Here is a 20,841-nt window from a genome sequence, read left to right as displayed (position 1 = left end):
TCTTGAAAAATATAACATCCTTCTCTTTCGCTCAAGCTGCCTTAAGGATGTCATATTTAGACTTTTCTTCGATTCTTGCTACTCTACATTGATCCGCACTGACTTACTATAATCATTAAACTCTGGTGCATAAACGTTCTGAATTTCTGCAACACCTGAATTAAAGGCGCCAAGATTATTGATATACATCTCATATTCTATAACATACTTTCCTTTCGCAATCTGATCGATGAAAAAATGCGTCCCCAAGTCTTTAATCGACTTGTAATAACTTAATCTATTATTCCATGAATATCCACTAGATAAGTCTACAGGCTCACATCCCGCTGGCCGATCATCCGATACATGCACAAACTCCATCGGACGATCACTATTAATTGTCAGTCGAACCTTGATTCTATCTCCTAACTGCAGCGTATGGTTTTCTACATTCACTAGTTCATCCTTCAGGCCAATTTTATAAATTTCCTTCTTAATATCTAAGAATGCATTATCCGTTCGCTCTACATCATTGTAATCTTGGAAAAACTGGTGATGCACATTCGCCCAAGCTTTATTATCATTCGAATTTTCGAATTCGACCTCCTTCATTTCCCCTATTTCTCTTCGATCTGAATAAGCTATTTTCTCATAATTAATACCTGAAGTTTCTTCCCCCTTTACAACCTTCCCATCGATCGAAGTAACTATAGCTTTTCCCGCAGCAAAAGCACTTGACTTTCCTAAAGTTAGCGCATACACGGCTGAAGAAGTAGCGATATTAGAATCCCAACTATTCGTACGCTTATTCGCAATCAACCAAAATTTCATTTCATCCACTTCATCATCATAACCTCCTATCGAATTAAACAATGAGATTAATGAAGCTTGAAGACTGATGTCCCATGAGCTATAAATCCCATTTGGATTACTATTCCAGAACCTACCTAACTGCTCTTTGTAGAAAGATTTCTCCAGCAAGGAACTAGCAATTTCCTTCATCAGTTCAGGCTTTTCTTTCTTGAAAATTTTAGCAATATAAACTTGATCCTGAATCCCATATTCAAACCATTTCTCTTCTAAAATCTTTTTGACCATGTTGACTTTTCGGAGATATGCTCCCGATGTTTTTTCTGTCATCATTTCATTTATCCACACATTTCTGATCAGATTCGAAGGAACATGATCCTTCCCATCGTATGACATCTTAATCACCATATTTGCGCAGTAATTAAATAATCTTGATTTCAAGTTGATATCCTGATCACCCAATCCTAATTCTTCCATTTTCAGAAAGCCTTCTAGAATATATTGGCTCATATAATAATTAGCTCTTCCTCCTTGATACCAAGGAAAACCTCCATCTCCAAGTTGCATACTTTTTAACTTTGCTAATGTCGACTTTAACTCCATTTCTACCTTGGCTCTATCAAATAAATTAGCCATTTTATGCATCGTCTCTTCCTCAGATAAGGCATCTTTAATCCATGGCGTTTGGCTGAGGTCAATGTTTTTAAGTGATTCATTCAATGTTAACGTCGATTTCAAAGCATTTTCCGCTTTCCATTTCTTATAGTAAGCCTCTATTAATGGATTCTCGTTAAGAATTTTAAGTGCTAAAGCATTGGCAAAATATCTATTAAAAACAGCTTCAGAATTTTCTTCGTCGTTTTCCATAAGATATGGCAAAGTTCTTACTGCATACCAAGCTGGACTTCCTGTCGTCTCTATCGTCAACGCACTCGTTCTCTTGGTTTTATCAAACAACGCACTCAAGTTAATTCCTCCTGAGCTGTTCGCATCCAATAAAATCGTTTCTGAATCTATTAAGTAAATGTCCTTAGGCATAACAGGTACAATATGCTGTTCTGCATCTTCATGCTTTTCACCCGAAACACTATACACAAGTTTCACTAACTGCACCCCATCTGGGACCTCCACTTCCCAAAAGATTTCTTCCTGCCCATCTTTATCTAACTTGATTGGATTCTTCGCTCCATTAATGGTAATTTCTTTTTTCGTTTGCTCATCATAGATAGCTAATTTCGCATTAACGGATTGAGCGTTTTCTGCAAGATTAATCAACTTCGCAGATAAAGATATCTTATCGCCAACTCTTAGAAATCTTGGTTGATTTGCTTGAATCATCAACTCTTTCTTAGTCACAATTTCTTCGGAAGAGAATCCATATTTCAAGTCTTTAGTATATGCGAAATTTTGCAACTTCCACTTAGTAAGTGCCTCATTATTATTGAATTCTATGGTCACTTCACCGTCTTCATTCGTCGTTAAATCAGGATAGAAGAAAACTAATTCAGCGAGATTTGTTCTTACTGCAGGAGGTGTTGTCGGTTCTGTTGGCGAAGGTGAAGGTGGAGGTGGAGCTATTGAATTGTCAGCATCACTCATCATTGCGGCTTCTGCCATCGGTGCACCTTCCATCTCTTCTCCATTAACATTTCCTACCATCCCTTGCTTTCTAGACATTCTAGGCATCGATTTATATTCTACTCCAAATTGCGACCAAGTAATCGGCGAAAATAAATAAGATGGAGCATAAGGAACCGGTAAAATGTTTCCATTAATTCTGTTCCATGAGTAATTACTCGTGTACAAAAATTGGTTCCCATATCCATAATTTCTCGTGTAAGGAACGCCGTGATATGTAGGAAATAAATTCCAATTCCAACTGAAGGGCTGAAACTCATCTAAGGATGCATCGTACATAGAAGAAAGCAACCGACTCTTCACTGGGTCTCCGTTTTCATCAGTTACAACGAAAGTCCATTTCTCAGGAGCACCAGGCTCTGTCACATAACGAATCGTTTTTGGCTTAATATACAAGCGCTTATGATTCCATGGAACATTTACGTTAAGTGATTTTTCAAAATACCGATTCATATAGTATGCTTTAAACAGATATGAATAGCCACCATAATCTGAATCTGTAACCATATTCGATATGGAGAATGTAGGATCTAAAGTTGTCCAAAATTCTTCTACGAGATTACTATTTTTATATTTCTGAACATGAATTCTGAGCGCAGGAATCGCACTACCTAATTTGATCTCAACTTCCTCTCCTGGTGCATAGCTAGAAGCTGTATTGTCAATATAAAACACTTCATTAATCCCAAATTCACCTGATTCGAAATTATTTATTTCAATTTTTGATTCGAAATCATTTGCACCATCACTTTTAATTTCCACTTTATAATTTCCTGCTCCTAGTAATTTATTCAAATCTAGAAACGCAGTATCTCTCACATCAATGCTCGCTTCATACACCTTACTGGTATACATTTTATCATCCTCCGTAAATGAGAATGCTGGAAAATCAATAGGTGAAACCATCGTCGTATCCGGAAATCCCCAATATCTATCCACTTTGAATCTAGTATCCTCTTTCTTATAAATCGTTAGGTCTACTTTCGCATTGATCAACTTATCTTCTGCATTCACAGTCGATATAAAATATTCATCTCTCTTTGTGTCCTCCGCAAATTTGATAAATACCGATTGCTCACTAATAGAAATATTTTTACTCACCGATTTCGTTTCTCCAGTATTATCAATGACATCGATTTCCACCGTGTAATTAAAGCTTTTCAAATTTGGATGGGTAAGTGAACGCTCTGCAAAAAAGTCAAAGGCGATTTCTCCTGCCTCATTTGTTTTTACTTCACCAGATTTAATCAATGTATTTTCACTACTCCGAGGAGGAAAATGAGATCCGAAACCTCTATAAAAATAAGGAATCCAAGTACTCCGATGAACCTTATAAACTACTTTAGCATCACTAATCGGCACTCCTGTAAAAGAGATTGCTTTTGCTTCTACTCTTATGTTTTTATCCAGTGCCAATTCTTGGTTTACATCTTCGAATGAAACTTCATACTTCGGCCGTTTATATTCTTCTACTTTAATAGAAGTATAAGAACTCACCATTTGATTATTCACTTTGAATCGGAAGTTCAAGCTACCATTTTGCTGTTGATCTGGAATGTTAAATACTCCGTCATAAGCGCCATATTCGTCTGTAGTCAATGTTTCCTCCATCACTTTGTTTCCGAAATTATCATTGACTTGAATAGTTAACTTTTGATTCGGATGGATCGATGGTACACGTTGCTCATCGATGCGATAAAGGATGCCTTGGAAATGGATTTCCTGCCCTGGTCTGTAAATCCCTCTATCTGTTAATAAATTTGTCATTAACTGGTTGCTAAGTCTATTTTGACTTGTATAAAAACCATTTCTTTCCATGAAAAAATGGTCACCATATTTCACATACGGAAAGTAGTTTTTGCTTGGATTAGAATCGTATTTAAAATCCGGATTTCCTTTACCTTCATGGACCGTCACCATTTGCTGACCTTGGCCTCTATTATATTGGCGATCTAAAATTTTAAAATTGGCACCGTTAAGCACTTCTCCTGTCATTCTATTAATACACTGTAGAACAACCTTATTGGTTTTCGCATCAAAAAAGCTATTCAATCCAATGTTTGTTGCTAGAAAGTTCGATGTATACAATGGATTCTTGTCTGCAATTTTAAATTCCATTTCTGTATTGACTACAATTCCGTAGAAACCAGGCTGTAAAGCAGGAATTTCTATTTCTGAAGATTGCTCCACATATTTATATTGAGCCGCTGAAAGTAGAATTTCCTTTTCATACACCACCGTTCTATTCTTGTAAGGAAAACCTTTCTCTCTGCGCTCTTCGATCATATCTTTTTCAGATAGCTGATAGATTTTTACGTATACTTTATCTAAATTTTTATAACTGATATATGCAAGAGATTTTAGCTCCGACATTACAATCTGTTCTACGGAAACTTGTAGATTAATTTTTTCTATTTGTTCAATCTGGACTTTTGCATTGTTCACAAACACGTCATCACCCGAATTAAGAACAGACTCAAATTTTGCATAACTTTCCTGGAGTAAATCAGATTTCTCTTTCTTATCATCACTTTGGTTCGCTTGGTTAGAAAGTTCTTTTCCAGTGTGATAATCTAAAATATACTGATAAGTGTCGCCATATTTCGCATATAAGGGCGCAATATCCAAGTTGAAAAATTGGTTTTTCTCTATCTCCGTCAGGAGCTGAAGTTTAGTTTGCTTATTCTTTTTCAACTTATTAATAAGAACATCATACAGATTCTGAACATAAGATCGCTGCTCCTCTTCACCTAGATATTTGATGTAAGGATTAGATTTCCAAAGTTTAATTTTCTCCAGCATAAAGAAGTCCCATAATTTGACGCTAGGATCATAGTTGCCTTCATTGAAGAAAGACTGCACATCTTTTATAGAAAGGTTTTTTATCTCATCTGTAAGAATTTGATCAAAATGAAACGCTATGGTATCATAGTATTGCTTTCCACTCATATCATCATCACCGGACATTTCCTCAGGGATAACGTTCTGGTTAGATTCCCAATAGTTATTATAGATGATCGCAATGGTATAATTCAGAAACGCTTGAGAAACGTCATCTTTAGTATTATCTAGTTCAGATTTCAGATAAGCCATTTGATTAGCCATAAAATCTTCTTGAACTAAATTTTTCAAGTTGATCTTTTTCAAGATAGCTTGTGTTGCCACGATCGGGTCTTTATTTTCTCTGGCTTCCACAATGAGATCATCTAAAGATGTAATAGCCTTTTCTGGAAACCCTTTTTTAATTAATTCATTTATATTTTCCCATTGAGAGGAATAGGAACCTTTAATTTCTGTATTCAAATCTTTTTGAGTTTGACAAGTGCACAATCCTAGCATTAAAATACTCGCTAACCATAATTTCTTCATGTTCTTTTCCTTTATTTACTTACTAGACGATCAATAGATCGAAATTACATAAATCTAATAACATTTATTTTATACAATTTCGTTGAAAATCTGTGGTTTTGTATAATAAATGTAATCCCATCTGATTGATCCCAATAAATTATAATACTTTTGCCACTTGAACATAAGTTAATAAAGATGATAAACCTTGCTATTACTTGGGGACCAGATCCAGTAATTTTTAATCTGTTCGGAGCATTACCGATCAGATATTACAGTTTGCTATTTGCTGGTGGGCTTTTTCTTGGGTACATGATTGTGAAAAACATGTATAAAAAGGAAGGATTGGATCTAGAAAACCTAGACACGCTTGCTTTTTACATTTTTGTTGCTACAGTTCTGGGTGCTCGATTAGGGCATTGTTTATTTTACGAACCAGATTATTATCTCAGCCACCCACTTGAAATGATCTTACCTTTCAACTGGCATGGAGGAACATTTAATTATACTGGATTTCAGGGTTTAGCCAGTCATGGCGGAATTCTTGGTGTTTTCATAGCCATATGGTTGTATTGCAGAAAAACAAAAGAACCATTTTTCGGAGTACTAGATAAAGTGGCCGTTGCTGGAGCGCTTGCTGGAGCATTTATCAGATTAGGTAATTTCATGAACTCTGAAATTTTGGGTAAAGCAACGGGAACTGATTTTGGAGTAATCTTTAAGAGAGTAGATAATGTAGCACGTCATCCTGCTCAATTATATGAGTCTCTAGCATATTTTGCCATTTTTGCAATTCTCTTGTTCCTATATCGATCGAAGTCCATGAAGGTTGGGAAAGGCTTTCTTTTCGGATTATTCTTCACCTTGCTTTTTGTTGCTAGATTCTTAATAGAATTCTTTAAAATTAATCAAGTAGCCTTTGAAGATGGAATGACTTATAACATGGGACAACTCCTAAGTATTCCTTTCATCATCGGCGGTATATTGGTCATGATTTGGAAAAGAAAATAACGTATTAATAATTTTCTTTATATTTCCTTCAATTTATAGTAATTTTACGTGCAAATCGAAAGTTAAATGAAATTTTTATACCTATTATTTATTGGCATTCTTACAATGTCTTTTATTTCTTGTGGAAACGGAAATGCAGCAGACACTTCTAATTCTAATGCTGTAAGTACTTATACATCTGGTGGAAATTACAAAAGAATATCACAAACACCTGACCCGAATCGAAAATTAGAAAATCTAGATGTAAAGCTGAAAATAGAAGGAATGCCGAATGGTACTTTCTACCTTATGGGTATTTTTGCAGAACAATACTTCCTAGTGGATTCCTTAAGGCCAGTCAATGGAGTCGTTCATTTCAAAAGAGACGAACCTGTTACTCCTGGTTTATATTATGCCCTATATCCGGATAGATCGACAGCTATTCAAATGATTATAGATGCTGATCAATCTTTCACATTATCTACTGTAGACGGCGATATCGTCAATAGTATGAAGGTAAATGGAAGTAAAGAGACCGAAATGTTATATGAATCGATGAAATTTGAATTAGGGATGCAGCCTGAGTTTAATAGAGTTGGTGCTGCGTTCCAAAATCTCCAAGTTGGTTCTGCTGAACACAACGCTTTAATCGAAGAGCAGAAACAACTTATGGATAAAAAAGTGGCTCACTTAGAATCTATGTTTAGAAAAGATCCTAAATCACTTTTTACAGCATTCAAGGAAGCTGGGCAGAATCCTAATATCAAATATGACTTCGAAACTAACGGTAGCTTGTCTACAGCATACCTTGCAGAATTAAAAAAAGAATACTGGACGAATACAAATTTTGATGATCCACGATTGATGAGAACACCAGTAATTTCGAACAAGCTAGAAAAATACTATGGTAGCATCATGCCACAGCAACCCGATTCCATCAAGAAATATACGGATATTCTGATCAATCAATGTTTGAACAATGACGAATATTACAAGTATTTTGTTAATTGGATTACGTTGAAATATGAGCCAACGAAGACCTCTCTAATGGATGCTGAAGCAGTATTCGTTCATATGATTCAGAATTATTTCACCAAAGAAAGAGCGTTTTGGCAAGATACGGTTCAGACTTATGGAATTCAAATGAGAGCTTACGAAATGGCTAGTAGTTTAGTTGGCCAAGTCGGTCCGAATGTTACCGCCGATGGAATAGATGGCAAAACTTACTCTATCAATGATATAAAAACGCCTTATATCATTGTTTATATGTGGAATCCAGAATGCGAACACTGTGCTGAGCAAACTCCCAAACTTGTAGACTTATATAACAATCAGTCTCCAAAAGAATTTGAAGTATACGGAATAGCCGTTAATACAGAAGATGATAAATGGAGAGATGCGGTGAAAAAGTATGGTATGCCATGGATTAGCGTTTTCGATCCAACGAATAAAGCCATCTATGCTAAATATTATGTGGACAATACTCCTGAGCTCTATATTCTAAATCCTGAACGTAAGATAATCGGAAAAAACTTAAAAGTTAACCAAGTATATACCATCATTGACAGAGATAAAGAAAAGCGTGGAAACTGATATTAATATCAATAAGAAATCATGGAATCAAAGGGCTGAAGTTCACTTTGATTCAGATTTCTATGATAATGAATCATTTATTGCAGGTCGCAATTCCTTGAATCCAATCGAACTAGAACTTCTTGGTGATCTCAAGGGTAAGTCCATCTTGCACTTACAATGTCACTTTGGACAAGATACAATTTCCCTAAATCGAATGGGAGCAGATTCTACTGGTGTAGATTTTAGTGATAATGCAATCGCTAAAGCGAAACAATTAGCTAAAACTACGAATTCAAGCAGCAAGTTTATTTGTTGTGACATTTATAGTCTTCCTGATCACTTAGATCAAGAATTCGATATTGTTTTCACAAGTTACGGGACAATCGGATGGCTTCCTGATCTGGACAAATGGGCATCAGTTGTTTCCCACTTTTTGAAAAAAGATGGCGTATTCATAATGGCTGATTTTCATCCTGTTATCTGGATGATGGATGATGATTTCACGCACATTAAGTATCCATACTTCAATAAAGTAAGAATAGAAGAAGCAGAAATGACCTATACTGATGGTGCCGAAGATCAATTATACGAGAGTGTGAGTTGGAATCATGACATTTCTGAAATTCTAAATGCTTTAATTAACTCAGGATTAACGCTGAATCAATTTAATGAATACGATTATTCACCCTATGATTGCTTTCAGAAAACAGTTGAATTCGAGCCTGGCAAGTTCCGTATCGAGCCATTAGGTGATAAGATTCCAATGGTGTACGCTATAAAAGCTAGCAAATAATAGACTTTTCATTATTAGAGCCATTACTTTTTTTAGGTGTAAATGATGACACATAGCCATTTATTTTACTCGTCTTAACATCAATAATCTAAAATCCATTACTGAATTCCCGGGAATATCCAATGCTTTTAAGGAAAGCTTTTGGGGGCCTTTAGATAATCTAAATTCCCCGATTGACATTGACTTAAAATCCTTCGTATCACTTTCCATTCTTGGATAAATATCATTTATTGCTCCTGTAAATGGTGGATCAAAGGCTACTGTGATTTTAGAAGTAATTCGAGCATCACCACAAGTTAATTCGAAAGAACTGCCAACATCTTCTTCAGGACAAGTATAAAAAATCTCCACCGAGAAATCACCTTCTTCTACTATATCTACATTCCAATAAATCTCATCATTTAGAGCAGTCCAGTTGCTAAGAAAAGTACAATTAGGATGCCTATTCGATCTGTGTATATTCCCGGAAAACTCTGCATCTCTAGCTGGAATCTGGTGAAATTCAAACCCAGGATACCCAATGGTAATCGGTCTACTGCTATCATAATCGAGTAGAGATGCAACATTATCTACCCAATCCTTTTTAGCAGATAACATCGCTTGGTATTGTTCTGGATAGTCTTGTTGAACATCTCTAACTTGTCCTGAATCCAATTGCATATGATACAAGCGATCTTGATCATCAAGTCTAAAATACTGACTTCTAACAGACGTCCGCTTTTGCCAAAATTGAAATAAATACCGATCAGCTTCACTCGAATTTTCATTTAAAATTGACTTCAAACTGATACCATCAATAGGATTAGAATAAACATGATCGATCCCAACTAGGTCGAGTAAAGTGGGTAGAATATCAATTCCACTAGCTATCGTTTCTGTTTTTATCCCTGGTCTTATATGTCCTTTCCATTTCATTGCCATCGGCACCCGAACACCACCTTCATCAGTGGAACCTTTCTTCCCTTTCATGCCACCGTTCCATCGCACTCCATTCGGACCATTGTCTGACATAAAGATAACGATGGTTTCTTCCTCTAAATTAAGTTGACTAATCTTAGCGTTTATTCGCCCCACATTATCATCGATATTTTCTACCATCGCTAATGCTGCTTTGGTGAACATTGTATCCTCAGATGCTGGATATATGTTATGAATAGCTAGTGGCTTATCCTTTTTCCCATCCCAGTATTTCTGCGGAACTTGCATAGGACTATGTGGAGTATTTAACGAAAGTAAGAGAAAAAAAGGATGGTCTTTATTATTTTCAATGTAAGAGATAGCGTGATCAGTTAAGTCATCTGCCAAGAATCCATTACCTTGAACAATCTTGCCATTGTGCTCTAACATTGGACTAAAATAATTGCCCCAGTGTCCTGATGCAAAACCATAGAAGTCATCGAATCCCTTAGCATTTGGATGGTAAGGAGCTTGCATCCCATTGTGCCATTTACCATAAATTGCGGTTTTATATCCGTTATTTTTAAGAATCTGGGCAATCGTAACTTCATCTGCATTCATCCGTTCACCGCCCCGAGATGTTGAATAAACTCCAGATCTTACATGGTATCTTCCCGTCAATATTTCTGCTCTAGTGGGAGAACAAACTGGTTCTACAAAAAATCGATTGAATATGATTCCATTATTCGCTAATTCGTCGATATGAGGTGTGCTTAAATTTGAATTCCCATTAAAACTTACATCACCCCAACCTTGATCATCAGTAAGAATGATGATGATATTAGGCTGTGCTGAGATCTGCAGAGTGAAGATTATGATCAGAAAGAAACATGTACAAAGGTGCTTCATTTCATCTACGGATTACAGATTTGATCTGGCGTAAAAGTGGTTCCATGCCATTGATTTTAATTTCATACACGTTCTGCATCAAGTAACCAATTTTTCCTGTAGGCCACTCCTTTTTGTTAAACCACTCCAAATAGAAGATAGGAAGATCACAAATCAATCGGTCTTTGTATTTACCGAAGGGCATCCGAATCGTAACGATATCAATTAAAACTTGCTTGTCAGGTCCTTCCATGCTAATAACATTGAATTATAATATGCAATATAAAAGAAAACTATAATGTAAGAATCTAAATGGGGAACGGAATGGAAAACTTACCCTTATTTTGTCATTAAATACAGAATATTTACACCAAAATTCACATGAATATGTGCCAAATTTAATTTAGAGTTTGCATATTGCAGCCCAATTTGAAAGTGATCTACTATTTAGAGTTACACCTGAAATTATAAGAGTTTATGTTCCTTTATTTTCATGGTTTGAAAAGAGCCAAAAAATCGCTACTAATATGAGTTATATCACTTTGATAGGCATAGTTGCAGCTATCATCACAACTACTTCTTTTTTGCCACAGGTCATCAAAATTTACAAGACGAAAAATACTAAGGATATTTCTTTATCGATGTACTATCTTATAACTAGTGGTATTATTCTATGGCTTGTTTATGGAATATTAGTAAAGGACCTACCGATAATTATAGCGAATGGTGTGACTTTTATTTTGGTTTGTTCTATATTAGTCATGAAATTAAAATATAAGTAATGAATTATACAGCGATAATTATTCTATTTGCACTCCTTCCACTTTGGATAATTAGTTTGTATTTATTCTCACGAGCCGCATGGAGCAAACTATCGAACAATTACAGAAGTATCGATAATTTTTACGGGAGTAATTTCGGTAAATTTAATGCTCGTATTAATGACTTAAATTATAGTTCTAGATTATACTTACAATACAATGATGAGGGCATTCACCTTAGTGTGGTAAAACGATACCGGCCATTTCATCCTCCTGTTTTTATTCCTTGGAATGATATTCATGAGGTCAATAAGACTGAAGAAAAAGTACACATCATCGTCGGCAATCACTTGGAAAACACACCGATAGAAATTTCAATGACTACCTTTAAAAAACTTGAAGAAACATTGATTCAGTATACAGAAAAAGTTAATGCTGATTTATAGCATTCTTATTAAATGTGACCCGACTAGTTAGTTGAGATCAGTAGATTTCATTAGCTTTTTGTTGTAACAATTGTCATTCTATTTCGCTCTTGTTATGTAACAAATGAAATACCAATGAAGAAATTTCTGATATTCATTCTGCTGAGTTGTATTTTCTTTTCCTGTTCTAAAGATCCTAACACTGAACCTTTACCAAGCCCTCGAAATCCTAATCTAAAGTATTTTGGCTTTTCTTTAGTGGATGTTTTTTTTGATGATCCGACTGATGATGATCCGAAAACAAATTATGCTAGTGAAGTCTTTGAAATGTCTAATCTTGCTGACATTCTAGTTTTCGCACCTGATCAAAACATCATCTCCAACTTAGAGATTATGGATGGATTTCAGATGAAAGCATATCTGCACCTGAATGAAATATTCTTCGAACTTAAAGAAACTGGGGGAGATAAAAGTGGTGTTATAAATGGATTACGGAGCGATTATCAAGAGCGTTGGACCGAATTTGTCAATGTTAACCATATAGAGGAAAATCAAAAATATATTCAAGCCTTCTACATGGGAGAAGAACCTTTCTGGAATGGAATCTCATTTGAAGAGTTAAAAGAAGCGTGTGATTATGTTAAAGCCGATTTTCCCAATGTTAAAATTATGATGGTAGAAGCCCCTGGAGCAATAGATGAAATGATGGTCCCGGAATCTGTTGACTGGGTGGGTTTTGATCATTATTTCATAAAGGATCCAACGAGTAATCAGGAGTTTCAAGAAGAATTCGAATTACTAAAAACGAAATGTACCAATGGTCAGCAAATTATTGTCGTCATGGATTCACACTTTCTTCCATTGTATCATCGCTTGGGTGGCATTAAGAAAAGCACCTTGGATGAGGTGGCAAGGAATTATTACGCCTTGGCGGATAGTGATGAAATGGTTGTAGGTATCATTGGTTATTTCTGGCCTAGTGGTTTTGATTTAGAAAATTCAACTGGAGCTCGAGGTTTGCCCCAGCATGTCAAGAATGAATATATAAGAATCGGCAAGGCAATCACTGGAAAATAGGCCTTCCCTTAATCAAGGTAAAAATCTAGCGTTGATACCACTCGGATAATTTTATCCTTATAGAATTCTGCACTTTCACTGGATCGATCTCCTGGGAGAAATTGGAATATACCTTGATTGGCTCTTCTAATCTTTCCAACACTTGCGCCTGAATTAGCTGCAAATTCTTCAGCAGCACGCTTCGCTTCATGTGTTGCTTCCGCTATCATTTCTGTTTTTACATCGGTAAACTTTGTATAATAGTATTTTGGTCCATTTTGCCATTTATCACCTGAAGTCAATACGCCTTTCGAAATCAGACCAGACTTGTCACCCGATGCTTTCTCAATAGCATCTACATTTGTGGAGGAGACGGTAACTCTTAAATTGGCATTAAACCTAAACGTAGCATTATTATAATCATTCTGGTAAATATTAATATTATCAGTAGTGATTTCTGAGGCTGAAAATCCTTTTTCCTTAAGATAATCAATGATGCTTTTCTCCTGAGATGCCATTCTTGCTTTAATATCTTCTAAAGAATTAGATCCGAAAGAGGTATTCACAGCCATCCAACCTCGGTCAGCAATTACCTCACGTTCTGATAGACCTTTTACCGTTACGAAACTATCATTTGCTCGAGCTTGCTTCCAATAAATCCCAAGAATAGCAGATCCTAGAATAAAGCCGATTGCCATGATTACAGCTGGTAGTGAATAGTTCTTTGTCATGTCATTTAAATTTTTCTATGCGTGATATGTTAAACGGTAAAGCATGGTGATCATATTTTAAACTTTCCGCTTTTTTATAAAAAGCTAGTGCCTTTTCTTCATCCGTATCTTCAAATATTACTCCTGCAAAAAAATAAATCTCCCCTTGTTCGAATTTTGCATGCTCTATCGCTTGTAATACATCTTCCTCCGCTTCTTCCTGATATCCCAACCTATATTGACAATATGCTCTATTCGCTAATGCTAATGGATCTTCAATTTTGCCAAGCGTCAAGGCATGAAAATCTCGCATGGCATCATTATACTCACTTAACTCAACAAGTGCTTTTCCTCTCAGAAAATACAAGTCATAATTCGCTTTTCCATCGTAAATAATGTTTGTAAGTTTTTCTACAACTTCATCATAAGCATGAAGTCTAATTTTAGCTTTAGCCCAATACGCAACATACTTTAATCCTGGATTCATCTCCGAGATATAGTCTTCAAATTCCTTCACGAATGCTTTAGAATCTTTAGTCAAGTGATAAATTTCCATCTTAGTTTCATAAAAATAGCGCTCTTGTTTCTGATCATTATCGAGCATGTCTAATTTCCTCAATGCCTCAGAATAGTTTCCTGCATCGATCTCATCTAAAGCTTCATTGTACAAATCAGGCAAATCGTTTTTCGCAAATAATTCCAATAGCTGCCGACCATCATTATAAACGGTATGACCATTGGGCAATTTAAAAGCAATATGACTAGGAATTAAATTGATGATAAAATCCCAGAAAGAGGATATCATTAAAATTGCTAGAATAAATTTAATTCCATCATCTATATTTTCTTGGAAAAGAAGGAATAACAAGACACTAGCTAAAAGCAAACTAAAGAGCGGTCCACTTAAAATAATAATTATATTTTTTATACGACTTTCACTTTCTCGATGTGCGCATAGTCCGATGTCTAAATTCCAAATAATGAAAGAGAAATGAATGGTTAATCTTCCTAACTTTAATTGCTTCTTCTCCTGTACATTTCTATCCGTACCTACGTACATATTAACAGGACCATCAGTAAGTAGCAGTGCACTCATGCTATGACCTAGTTCGTGAATAAAAGTAGTAAGCAGCCTGCTGAATACAATTCCAAAAATTGTCACAATTCCGATCACTACTCCTAAAACTACTTCCATTTGTTTTTTTTACATTTACAGCTTTAATAACTAAACCAAGTTGAATGTTATCAGCACTTTCTCCACTCGATGGAAGATATGAATCAAAAATTCAGTCTCTTAAACCCTATTTCTCAGAGCAAGCATTAATCAAATATAGGGTATTTGTAGAAATAAAGTACTTCTTACAGCTTTGCGAAACAGTCCCTCAATTAAGTGATGTCAATGAAAAGAATAAAGCAGATATCTCGAAAATTGTTGAGCATTTCAGTGAAAAAGATGCTGAAATCATCAAAGAAACCGAGAAAACGACAAATCATGATGTTAAAGCTGTAGAGTATTTCATTAAGGAGGAATTTAGGAAATTAGGTTTAGACAAACATTTGGAATTCATCCACTTTGGATTGACATCTCAGGATATTAATAATACAGCTTTTCCATTAATGATTAAAGATTCTGTAGATCAAGTGATGCTCGTTCATCTTTCATCCCTTGTAGAAAGATTGAAAACACTAGCTAATGAATGGAAAGGCATGCCGATGTTAGCCAGAACGCATGGCCAACCAGCCTCCCCTACTACACTAGGAAAAGAGATGCTTGTTTTTGTAGAGCGCTTAGAGGTACAAATTGAGCAATTAAGATCTATAGAAATTAAAGCGAAATTCGGTGGTGCGACTGGTAATTTTAATGCTCACAAGGTGAGTTATCCTGATACGGATTGGATAGAATTTGGAGATCGTTTTGTTTCCGAGGCCTTAGGATTGAAACGATCTAAGTATACTACTCAAATTGCTCACTATGATCAACTAGCAGCGTTGTTCGACGCATTTGCAAGAATAAATACGATTTTTATTGATCTGGCTAGAGATTTTTGGACATATATTTCAATGGACTACTTTAAACAGAAAGTAATTGCAGGTGAGGTGGGATCATCAGCTATGCCACATAAGGTAAATCCTATTGATTTTGAGAATGCAGAGGGGAATTTTGGCATTGCCAATGCGATATTTAATCACTTAAGTGGAAAGCTTCCCATTTCGAGATTACAGCGAGACTTAACAGATTCTACGGTATTGCGTAATGTCGGTGTTCCGTTTGGGCATTCTTTAATTGCGTACCAATCTTTATTAAAAGGGCTGAGTAAGGTCTTAGTTAACACTTCTAAAATGGATCAAGATCTAGAGGACAATTGGGCGGTTGTTAGTGAAGCGATTCAGAATATATTAAGAAGAGAAGGTTATGAGAAGCCATACGAAGCTTTAAAATTACTAACAAGAGGAAATAATAAAATTACTAAATCCAGTATTGCGAACTTTATTTCAGAATTAAAAGTTAATGATAATATTAAGGCGGAGATGCTCGCCATTACTCCTCACAATTATGTTGGATATTTTTAAACTTAGAAACAAATGAACTTTTTCAAGAATTTATTTAAAAAATCAAAAGATACTGTAGAAGATTTTGCTGAGAGCGAAACCTTCCAGAATGCGAAAGAAAGCTTAAAAGATTTTGGGGACAAGGCCTCAGATGCTGTTGAAGATTTAGCAGAAAATGTTAAAGAACTTGCTGATAAAGCAATGAAAAATGAAACAGTTAAGGATTTTGTAGATAAAACAAAAGAAGCTGGTCACCAGATCAAGGATAAAGCAGAAGATTTGGCTGAGAAAGCTATGAATAATGAGACTGTTAAGAACGTTGTTCATAAAGCGAAAGAAGCAGGAGAGAAAGTGGTTCATAAAACGCAGGAGTATACTGCGAAGGCAACGGAAGAATACAAAACGAGATTTGGTGGAGATGATGCTCCTTCTGATGTTGCTGAAGATTTGAAATCTCAATCAGAAACTGCTGCGAGTGAATTTTCTAAAAATACGGAGGAGGTTGTTGAAAAGGTATCAGATGAATTAAAAGAGAATTCAATAAATGCGGTGAAAGAGAAAACTTCAGAGGCTGCGAAAGTCGTTGCTGAAGATTTAGCGGAGGTTAAGGAAGCTGTTTCAGAAGGAGTAGAGGAAGTTGTTGTTGAAACAAAGGAAGCAATGTCTGAAGTGTCTGAAGAGATCAAGGATGTGAAATCTGATATGGGTGAAGCGGTGAAAGACCTATCTGAAGAAGAATAATTATTTTCAAGATAAAATAGGAGCCTCTATCGAAAGCAATCGGTAGAGGCTTTTTTTGTGGTTATAAAAGACAAAAGTGTCACCCCTACAGGGCTCTTTGATAAATCTCTATTGACGCTACATAGGTCTAACCCCGCTGGGGTTGTGTAACTACTAATATCAGCTAACCATTTGGGCGTTTAATATTTAGATACATCACTGTTTGGGTTTCACCCATACCCAGGCTACTATGCCTGTTCGTATCTGCATATGGCTCCAGAGGAGCGACACCTTAGTGCTTTCTAGAACATTCAATCATTAAAATCAAACAAATATTCTTCTTTATATTTGATTTCAAATTTGTTTAAAAACTCAATATATTCTTCCCTAAAAGAAGTTTTCTTATGATGTTCAGGTTGATTTAAAATATACTTAACGACTAAACCAATTTGTGATTTCGCATATGAAAATGCTCCAAAACCTTCTTGCCAAGCAAATTTACCACGAATCCATTTTTCATCATTAATGAATTTTGATGAACTAGATTTTATTTCCCTGGTAATATCTGAAATGGCAATACTTGGGTGCAATCCAATAAACACATGTGTATGGTCAGGATTACAATAAATGGCAAGAGGCTTAGATTTATTATTTCTAATAATACCACACATGAATTTTTCCAATCTTTCACGGTGCTTTTCTATAATCAAATTCTGTCTCCCTTTGACAGCAAATACTAGTTGTATGTTAATTTGGGTATATGTATTTGCCATAATTAAGATTTTATCTAAAGATAATGCATTACAACAAATGTTTCAACACAGATGCCACAGTAGTGCCATCTTATTAGGTGTCACCCCTACAGGGCTCTTTGATAAATCGCTATTGACGCTACATAGGTCTAACCCCGCTGGGGTTGTGTAACTACTAATATCAGCTAACCATTTGGGCGTTTAATATTTAGATACATCACTGTTTGGGTTTCACCCATACTCAGATTACATTGCCACTTCGTAATTTCACATGGCTCCAGAGGAGCCTAACCTTTGTAATACCCACCAAAAAACTGAATCTAGCTCCAGAGGAGCGACACCTAAGGGCTTCCTTCCTTTTTCAACTATTTATTCCGAGTAATTGAAAGTTCCGTACTGACTTTGGATCTCAACTTCATTAAACTCAGATGATTCCACATGCCCGATGATCTGTCCTTTAATATTAAAAGATGCTCCTATTTCTATCATTTCCAAAGCCGTATCCTTATTCGTGTATACCTCTAATCTATGACCCATATTGAATACCTGATACATCTCCTTCCAAGATGTCCCAGATTCAGCCTGAATCATCTTAAAAAGTGGAGGTGTTTCAAACATATTGTTCTTAACAATCTTCTTTCCCTTTATAAATTTCAGAACTTTGGTCTGTGCTCCGCCAGTACAATGGATCATTCCATTTATCTGATCCTTATATCGCATAAACTGTTGAATCAAAGGAATATAAGTTCTAGTAGGCGAAAGTATCAACTTACCAACTGGAATTTCCTCACCTTCTATATTCAAAGTATCCGTAAGTAACTTAGATCCAGCATAAATTAAAGATTCTGGGATATTAGCGTCATAAGTATCTGGGTATTTTTTGCGATAAATTTTATCTAAAACATCATGTCGTGCAGAAGTCAATCCATTACTACCCATCCCTCCATTATAAGAGTCTTCGTACGTACATTGACCATCGGAAGCGAAAGCAACAATAACATCACCCTCTTGAATATCATTAATGATTAAATCCGATCGTTTCATTCTTCCAAAAGCTGTGAAACCAACATCAGCAGTTCTAACAATATCACCCACATCTGCTGTTTCCCCTCCTGCATGATGTATATGAATACCGAGCTCTGCATATTCCTCCAGCAACTGCTTCGTGCCTTGAATGATAGCGGTGATCACCTCACCAGTGATCAGATTTTTATTTCTGCCGATAGTAGATGAAATAATCATATTATCCACGCAACCTACACAGGCCATGTCATCTAAATTCATAATCAAGGCGTCTTGAGCGATACCTTTCCATACACTTAGATCGCCAGTTTCCTTCCAATACGCATAGGCTAAACTTGGCTTCGTACCTGCAGTATCAGCATGCATGATGTTACAATAAGCATCATCATTTCCAGCAAAATCTGGTAATATTTTACAAAACGCAAGGTCAAACAAACCTTTATCTAATCCTTCGATGGCTACATGAACTTCGTCTTTCGATGCAGAAACCCCACGTAAACCGTATTTTAAATCATCGCTCATGACGCAAATCTAAAATTATTTTATCAGAAAATAATAAAACATAGAATAATGCTGTTAAGTCTTCAAATTTACGATTGTATTAATATTTCGTTAAAATTGGATCCATTTATGTTTTCTAAACGTCTTATTAGTGTAATCAACAATAATTAGGAAATGATTAAAACTACCATATTAAGTTTTTTCTTAGGCATCATTAGCTTTAGTAGTCCATTGGACACTATCATTGCCCAAGAATGGAATTTTGTGAAAGAAGAGAATGGTGTTAAGTTATATAGCAGAAGTATAGACGGTTTCGAGTTTAAAGAAGTTAAGGCGATCTTAAATTTGAACATTGACATGAATAAAGCCAAGGAATTTTTACTTAATCCAAACAACATTGAAAAATGGATGAGTGGATGCAAAATGAGCATTGTGAAAAAGTCTGAAGGCAACAAGAAAGAATATTATAGCATATTCGATGCTCCGTGGCCAGTAAGTGATCGTGATGACTATGGAGAAATGATATTAGCAGAAGATGCTCCACATAAATTGAGAATAGATTTTAGAAGTTTGCCCCATGCTACACCAAAAGTTTCAAGTATGGTAAGGGTTCCCTATTCTAAAGGTCACATCGTTATAAGGAATAATAAAGACGGTTCTAAAGAGCTAGTTTATCAATTCCTGGTAGATCGCGGTGGCACTTTACCAAACTACATCAAGGAATATTTAGAAAATAGCTCTCCAGTAAAAACGGTGCATCAGCTCAAAGTTGTCTTAGAGCAGCTTTAATCTAAAAGGAAATGAATCCTTGGGCATGTGAATCTAATTCTTTAATCAAGGCGGGTTCTGTAAATTGTCCAAATTCATCCATTACTTTTTCTATTAAGGCAATGGGCAAACGGTTCGGAAAGATATTCATCTTTAAGTAATTCAAACTTGTAGTCAAATGATCCATACCACGCAAGTTACCTCCACGTCCTGAAGCAACACCGATTAAGGCTACTTTCTTCCCTTGGAAATTCTCTTTATAGTTTCGAATAGAAATAGCATCGATAAACAACTTGAATATGCCTGGAAAACTTCCGTTATATTCAGGAACGACGAAGACCAATTTATCAGCAGGTGTGAAAAATTCATCTTGCTTTTCAGCTAGATCATTATTTTGATGTTCTGATATATACATTAAAGAATGCATGAAATCTTCAGATAAATCCTCTAATGCTAGAAATTTTATTTCTTCATCCGAATACTTGCTAATTAATTCGAAATAGCGCTCAGCAACTTGTTTTGTTCTACTTCCTTTTCGATTCGTACCAGCAATTACTGTAATCATTTAATCATCTTTTTATAAGAACATCTTAATAATCCAAAAGTTGAACTTTATCTTTGTAACTTTGCAAATATAATTTTTCGTTGTAATCTCGC

General features: G+C 35.6%; 17 protein-coding genes. 9 read left to right on the top strand and 8 right to left on the bottom strand.

What is annotated here, in order from left to right:
• Nucleotides 1–78 precede the first annotated feature (78 nt).
• Entirely contained in the window at nt 79–5,796 is a 5,718-nt protein-coding gene (locus L2586_RS15250; protein ID WP_235293786.1) for an alpha-2-macroglobulin family protein, read from the bottom strand.
• A gap of 171 nt (nt 5,797–5,967) precedes the next feature.
• On the opposite strand from L2586_RS15250, the gene lgt reads away from it, so the two are divergent.
• The 3 genes from lgt (at nt 5,968) to L2586_RS15235 (ending at nt 9,133) form a co-directional block, all read left to right on the top strand.
• Nucleotides 5,968–6,786, top strand: a complete 819-nt coding sequence (gene lgt, locus L2586_RS15245) for a prolipoprotein diacylglyceryl transferase (protein ID WP_348535565.1) — start codon at nt 5,968–5,970, stop codon at nt 6,784–6,786.
• Nucleotides 6,787–6,852: 66 nt separating this feature from the next.
• Nucleotides 6,853–8,358, top strand: coding sequence for a TlpA disulfide reductase family protein (locus L2586_RS15240; protein WP_235293784.1), 1,506 nt, complete (start codon nt 6,853–6,855; stop codon nt 8,356–8,358).
• Nucleotides 8,348–9,133, top strand: coding sequence for a class I SAM-dependent methyltransferase (locus tag L2586_RS15235; RefSeq protein ID WP_235293783.1), 786 nt, complete (start codon nt 8,348–8,350; stop codon nt 9,131–9,133). Before L2586_RS15240 ends, L2586_RS15235 begins: the two co-directional genes overlap by 11 nt.
• 60 nt (nt 9,134–9,193) lie before the next feature.
• Here the strand turns inward: L2586_RS15235 and L2586_RS15230 are convergent, their stop codons facing one another.
• A complete protein-coding gene (locus tag L2586_RS15230) occupies nt 9,194–10,939 on the bottom strand; it encodes an arylsulfatase (RefSeq protein WP_235293782.1) in 1,746 nt (581 codons plus the stop codon).
• A gap of 1 nt (nt 10,940) precedes the next feature.
• Nucleotides 10,941–11,171, bottom strand: coding sequence for a DUF3820 family protein (locus L2586_RS15225; RefSeq protein ID WP_235293781.1), 231 nt, complete (start codon nt 11,169–11,171; stop codon nt 10,941–10,943).
• Between the two features lie 274 nt (nt 11,172–11,445).
• Between L2586_RS15225 and L2586_RS15220 the strand changes: the two genes are divergently transcribed.
• From L2586_RS15220 to L2586_RS15210, 3 genes are all read left to right on the top strand, one after another.
• Nucleotides 11,446–11,700, top strand: coding sequence for a SemiSWEET transporter (locus L2586_RS15220; RefSeq protein ID WP_235293829.1), 255 nt, complete (start codon nt 11,446–11,448; stop codon nt 11,698–11,700).
• On the top strand, nt 11,700–12,125 hold the full coding sequence (locus tag L2586_RS15215) for a hypothetical protein (RefSeq protein ID WP_235293780.1): 426 nt from the start codon (nt 11,700–11,702) through the stop codon (nt 12,123–12,125). The genes L2586_RS15220 and L2586_RS15215 overlap by 1 nt, the downstream gene beginning before the upstream one ends.
• Before the next feature lie 114 nt (nt 12,126–12,239).
• Nucleotides 12,240–13,181 carry a hypothetical protein gene (locus tag L2586_RS15210; protein ID WP_235293779.1) on the top strand — a complete coding sequence of 314 codons (942 nt, stop codon included), beginning with the start codon at nt 12,240–12,242 and terminating at the stop codon, nt 13,179–13,181.
• Nucleotides 13,182–13,189: 8 nt separating this feature from the next.
• Here L2586_RS15210 and L2586_RS15205 read toward each other — a convergent pair whose 3' ends face one another.
• Both L2586_RS15205 and L2586_RS15200 read right to left on the bottom strand, forming a co-directional pair.
• Entirely contained in the window at nt 13,190–13,891 is a 702-nt protein-coding gene (locus tag L2586_RS15205) for an SIMPL domain-containing protein (protein ID WP_235293778.1), read from the bottom strand.
• Between the two features lies 1 nt (nt 13,892).
• Nucleotides 13,893–15,065 (bottom strand): tetratricopeptide repeat protein, encoded by a 1,173-nt coding sequence (locus L2586_RS15200; RefSeq protein ID WP_235293777.1) that lies wholly within the window; start codon nt 15,063–15,065, stop codon nt 13,893–13,895.
• Between the two features lie 44 nt (nt 15,066–15,109).
• On the opposite strand from L2586_RS15200, the gene purB reads away from it, so the two are divergent.
• The gene (gene purB / locus L2586_RS15195) at nt 15,110–16,441 is read left to right on the top strand and encodes an adenylosuccinate lyase (protein ID WP_235293776.1); all 1,332 of its coding nucleotides are present in this window, start codon (nt 15,110–15,112) and stop codon (nt 16,439–16,441) included.
• Between the two features lie 12 nt (nt 16,442–16,453).
• The gene (locus L2586_RS15190) at nt 16,454–17,161 is read left to right on the top strand and encodes a hypothetical protein (protein ID WP_235293775.1); all 708 of its coding nucleotides are present in this window, start codon (nt 16,454–16,456) and stop codon (nt 17,159–17,161) included.
• Between the two features lie 290 nt (nt 17,162–17,451).
• Here the strand turns inward: L2586_RS15190 and tnpA are convergent, their stop codons facing one another.
• Together tnpA and L2586_RS15180 are read right to left on the bottom strand one after the other, a co-directional pair.
• Nucleotides 17,452–17,913 carry an IS200/IS605 family transposase gene (gene tnpA / locus L2586_RS15185; RefSeq protein ID WP_235293774.1) on the bottom strand — a complete coding sequence of 154 codons (462 nt, stop codon included), beginning with the start codon at nt 17,911–17,913 and terminating at the stop codon, nt 17,452–17,454.
• A 348-nt stretch (nt 17,914–18,261) separates the two neighbouring features.
• Nucleotides 18,262–19,437: an AIR synthase related protein gene (locus tag L2586_RS15180; protein WP_235293773.1), complete on the bottom strand. Its 1,176-nt coding sequence runs from the start codon at nt 19,435–19,437 to the stop codon at nt 18,262–18,264.
• Nucleotides 19,438–19,590: 153 nt separating this feature from the next.
• On the opposite strand from L2586_RS15180, the gene L2586_RS15175 reads away from it, so the two are divergent.
• On the top strand, nt 19,591–20,205 hold the full coding sequence (locus L2586_RS15175; RefSeq protein ID WP_235293772.1) for an START domain-containing protein: 615 nt from the start codon (nt 19,591–19,593) through the stop codon (nt 20,203–20,205).
• A 1-nt stretch (nt 20,206) separates the two neighbouring features.
• Here L2586_RS15175 and L2586_RS15170 read toward each other — a convergent pair whose 3' ends face one another.
• Complete coding sequence (locus L2586_RS15170) at nt 20,207–20,749, bottom strand: NADPH-dependent FMN reductase (protein WP_235293771.1); 543 nt, start codon at nt 20,747–20,749, stop codon at nt 20,207–20,209.
• Nucleotides 20,750–20,841 lie beyond the last annotated feature (92 nt).

It is taken from the genome of Portibacter lacus (assembly GCF_021533215.1).
GTDB classification, from domain to species: Bacteria; Bacteroidota; Bacteroidia; order Chitinophagales; family Saprospiraceae; genus Portibacter; species Portibacter lacus.
Note: the sequence above shows the minus strand (reverse complement) of the source record. Positions and strands in the feature narration are given on the sequence as shown.